General features: G+C 41.8%; 4 protein-coding genes. 2 read left to right on the top strand and 2 right to left on the bottom strand.

The annotated features are described in order from the left end of the window. The first annotated feature begins 228 nt into the window (after window positions 1-228). Window positions 229-639: a helix-turn-helix domain-containing protein gene (locus Q7P22_RS13975; RefSeq protein ID WP_303865011.1), complete on the top strand. Its 411-nt coding sequence runs from the start codon at window positions 229-231 to the stop codon at window positions 637-639. Between the two features lie 649 nt (window positions 640-1,288). Here Q7P22_RS13975 and Q7P22_RS15055 read toward each other — a convergent pair. Together Q7P22_RS15055 and Q7P22_RS13980 are read right to left on the bottom strand one after the other, a co-directional pair. After that, window positions 1,289-1,411: an ArsR family transcriptional regulator gene (locus Q7P22_RS15055; protein WP_369695545.1), complete on the bottom strand. Its 123-nt coding sequence runs from the start codon at window positions 1,409-1,411 to the stop codon at window positions 1,289-1,291. Next, entirely contained in the window at window positions 1,381-1,812 is a 432-nt protein-coding gene (locus Q7P22_RS13980; protein ID WP_303865012.1) for a hypothetical protein, read from the bottom strand. The genes Q7P22_RS15055 and Q7P22_RS13980 overlap by 31 nt, the downstream gene beginning before the upstream one ends. 788 nt (window positions 1,813-2,600) lie before the next feature. Between Q7P22_RS13980 and Q7P22_RS13985 the strand changes: the two genes are divergently transcribed. After that, a complete protein-coding gene (locus Q7P22_RS13985) occupies window positions 2,601-3,176 on the top strand; it encodes a hypothetical protein (protein ID WP_303865013.1) in 576 nt (191 codons plus the stop codon). The last annotated feature ends 396 nt before the right edge of the window (window positions 3,177-3,572 follow it).

A 3,572-nucleotide genomic window follows, 5' to 3' on the forward strand; every position in this document is an offset into this window, starting at 1 on the left:
ACGGAAAAAACGTCCGTTTTTGTTTGCCGAAATTCATCCCTTTTATTTTACCGCTCACAGCTGGATTCTTGCACAAAATAAAGAGGATTAGCAACACATTATTACTAAGCAGATAGCAAAGGGATGGCCCTTAAAGACTGTTATCCTCACCATTGTCTTAAATCGGGCTGTAAAGCCTATTATGCATGCGGCATGCATGAGACGAAAATTCATTAAGGGGGTAGGGATATGTTGGAACCTAATGCTGATGTAAGCGCAGTTTACGGACTTGTTAGGCGGAACTTAAAAAGACTACGCAAAGAACACCAGTTAACGCAAACCGCCGTTGCCCAACGAATAGGCATTACAGTGCAGTATTATCAACAAATGGAATCAGGCAAAAAGGTTACACAGATTAAGACGATAGCCAAGTTGTGCAAAGCCTTTAATATTCACCCATCCTATTTCTTTTTCGATGAAGACTTAGAGCTGGTTTCACGTGATGGCAAAGTAATCGCGGAAAATTTATCCACAGAAGCTATTGCAGTAATTAAAAATGCTACACATTTATCGGCAGAAGCCAAAGATAGCGTTATTAAATTTATTCGTTTTAAAAAATTCGAGGCTGCATACGGCCAAGACTGGCTATCTGGCTTCTAGTTTAGCGTCCCACAATAATCATTTGAGTACGAGCCTAGTCGAAAATAGAATCAGGAGATCGGGACGCTTCGGCAAATCGGTATAGTTTACTCAACTGCTTTCCCTGATTTGTTAACAAAATAGTTATAGCATGGACCACCGAATTCCAAAGTGAGTTCATGCTATAACTATTATTATGTTCGTGGACCTACGAGACCCTACCCTCAAAGGAAGCTATGCTCTATACCCTCATCCATTCTTTAACTATCACAGAAAAAAAAAACCTCTACGTAATAATGTAGAAACCTACTTATATATTCAGAATATTCATTTAAAAAAGGACAGAGAAATTCCGATCCCTCAAAAGCGTAACAAGAGGGGTCTGCCTTTCATATTTTATTGTTATATTAACTTTAAAACACTTCCGCTGGGATGTCAAGAATAAAATTACTTTTTTGGTGATTAAGACCTGTTCAGCGTCTTCTATCCGTTTTCGTTCCCCCAAATCTCCCAGCAGTTACTATATACTTCTGCAATTCCTAGGGTATTCCTTCAACATGATTGTATTTTGAAAAGTTTTTATTTCAATTTCCTAAACAATTTTTAACTAGTAAACAGTAACCAAAAAAGCAGGCTACGCCACTATACAACGGGACAGACCTGAAACTCGTTATTTTAAATACCTCGAGATAGTACTTTTACTCATACCCAATTTCTCTGCAATTTCTTTTTGAGTATATCTCTGATCAAACAGCTCCTTTACTACCTTTCTTCTTTCTTCGAATTGAGCCAGGTATTCAGTTCTATGTCCGCCTCTATGGTTGACCGGTAACTACTCAGGGCCTCGGTTCGCTCATTTATTGACATCTCGTCCCATTTCTGCTGTAGTTCTTCACGGCTGGTCCCTGCTCGCTCATCCTGTGTCATGCTAGCATATAATGCCATCGCTACGATACTCATTCTCTGGGACCGCTTAAGCCTATAGGCTAGGTAGTAGTAGCTTGGGTTCTGCAGCAATTTATCATTCTCTTCAAATCGTATCACCTTGCCTTGTGCAATAAATAGATCCACTATTGTTGCCCATCTGCTGCCCTTGTGCTGACGGTAGCCCCCCCTCAACGCTCCCAGCGTGGCTGGTCCATCGTGCACTCCTCGTGACATTGCGTACTCCTTGAATTTTGGCCATCTTGTCATCCTTTCAGTCCTTTTTTTGACCTCCTTTTTATTTCCCCCTATGGGGGTATGTAGGGGGAGTCGGCATGGAAAGCGGCCGCTTGATCAAGTATTAGTGGTTGTATTAGAGGTCATAGGGCCTGAGAGATAACTAATAGCCGATAACACTTAAAAACAGCCTCGTATTTTGCTCCCTGTAGCGTTTCCAGCGGGGTCCCAATGTCTAACCATGCGCGGAGGGCTTGTGCGCCATCCTCGCGGGTTTTGGGGGTTTTTGGCTCTTTTTAAGGTATTATCAGGTTAATATCCGGGAAAACTGAGCATCTTGGCTACCACGGGCGTGGCAATTTGTGCCACGGAGCTTTTTCTCGTGCTGAAACCTCCTGTAAAAGTCGTGGCAAATTGGAACAAATGTGCCAAAGCTTGTACAGGTCCTTCATTCTTTTTATCAGGCCGCACGGAAAGTTGTACCAGATTGCGCCAAAATCTGGCGTCACCTCATTTTGTAATTGATGGCTGCTTTATAAAAAGTGGCACCAAAGTTGAATGGAGCCACCTCTTGTGTCAGTCGGACAGGTCGTTTTTTTAAAGTGGCACCAAATCAATAGCGGCCGAATTTTGCCACTGGGGAGTCCTAACTGCGGATATGGCCCAATGTCCTTGATAGTCTTTGAGAGGCCTGTACATGATCCTGCGGGCTCTGGATGGGTCCCAGTCGGGGGACAAGCCTCCTTCCCTCCTTTTGATTGTATAAGGGTGTAGGTGGGTGTATAATGCCGTCAAATGGGACTTGAGGAGGTGATAGAGAAATGTTTTTTGACGAAAAGTTTGAAAGTGGTATATCTGCTCGAAATGTATCCCACTTTTTGCCTCCAGAAGAAAGAAAGGCACTTGAAGAGGAACTAAACAGACATGGAATAGGCTTAGTATTTTTTGAGCAAAGAAGTGCTCAAGCGTCCATATTTAAAACGATCGTTGTTTATTTAAATGAACATCTTACGGAACTATTCATTACAGGTTTGTTGGCACCAGCAGCTTACGACGCTATTAAAACGACTCTTCTTTGTCTAACAAAACATATTGCTATTTTTTTTAGAAAGCACGGGAAAAAAGAAGAAACATATCCAAACATGAGAATTACAATTGGAAAAGCCGAAGTTATTGCGCCGATTCCTAGCAATTTAAATGAAAAACAGTTCTCAGCTTACCTGACCATACTCCAAAGTACTCTAAAAGAGCTTTCGAACAACGTAGTGCCAAAAATCAAGAAATATGAGTGTTTTATCGTTGAATACAACGATGCGACTACAAAATTGAGCATGAAAACAGTAACTAAATATGGTATGGAACGTGTTGCGAAACAGCGTAATGCGAAAGATGATTAATGACATAAACACCGCCCGTATGGATGGCGGTGTTTACGTCATGCCATTGTTCTGTGCCAGATATTTCCGTCAGGAAAAGAGCTGTTAGTGGCTAAAGTCATTAGGGGCTTAGGGGCAACAACGATATGGGATTCCCTCCATTAATAGTTAACCTACATACACTGGAAATATTGCCCGCTTACAGATCTGCACAGATGCTCCAAAATAAAAAAAGTGGATTTTGCATCAAAAAAACAATGCAGAACCCACCTCAACTATGGATTAGATAATAGCAAAATTCGTGTTTGCTGGAATGGTTGCTGGAACGCTCAAAATGCAAAAAGGCTAAAAACTGTTGAAATAGATGGTCGGGCTGACAGGATTTGAACCTGCGGCCCCTTGACCCCCAGTCAAGTG

Source organism: Alkalibaculum bacchi (assembly GCF_937875145.1).
Classification (GTDB): domain Bacteria; phylum Bacillota; class Clostridia; order Eubacteriales; family Alkalibacteraceae; genus Alkalibaculum; species Alkalibaculum bacchi_A.

Coding starts and splice junctions, on each gene's coding strand:
- Q7P22_RS13975 (WP_303865011.1), top strand. CDS start 229: ATGTTGGAACCTAATGCTGATGTAAGCGCAGTTTACGGACTTGTTAGG.
- Q7P22_RS13980 (WP_303865012.1), bottom strand. CDS start 1,812: ATGACAAGATGGCCAAAATTCAAGGAGTACGCAATGTCACGAGGAGTG.
- Q7P22_RS13985 (WP_303865013.1), top strand. CDS start 2,601: ATGTTTTTTGACGAAAAGTTTGAAAGTGGTATATCTGCTCGAAATGTA.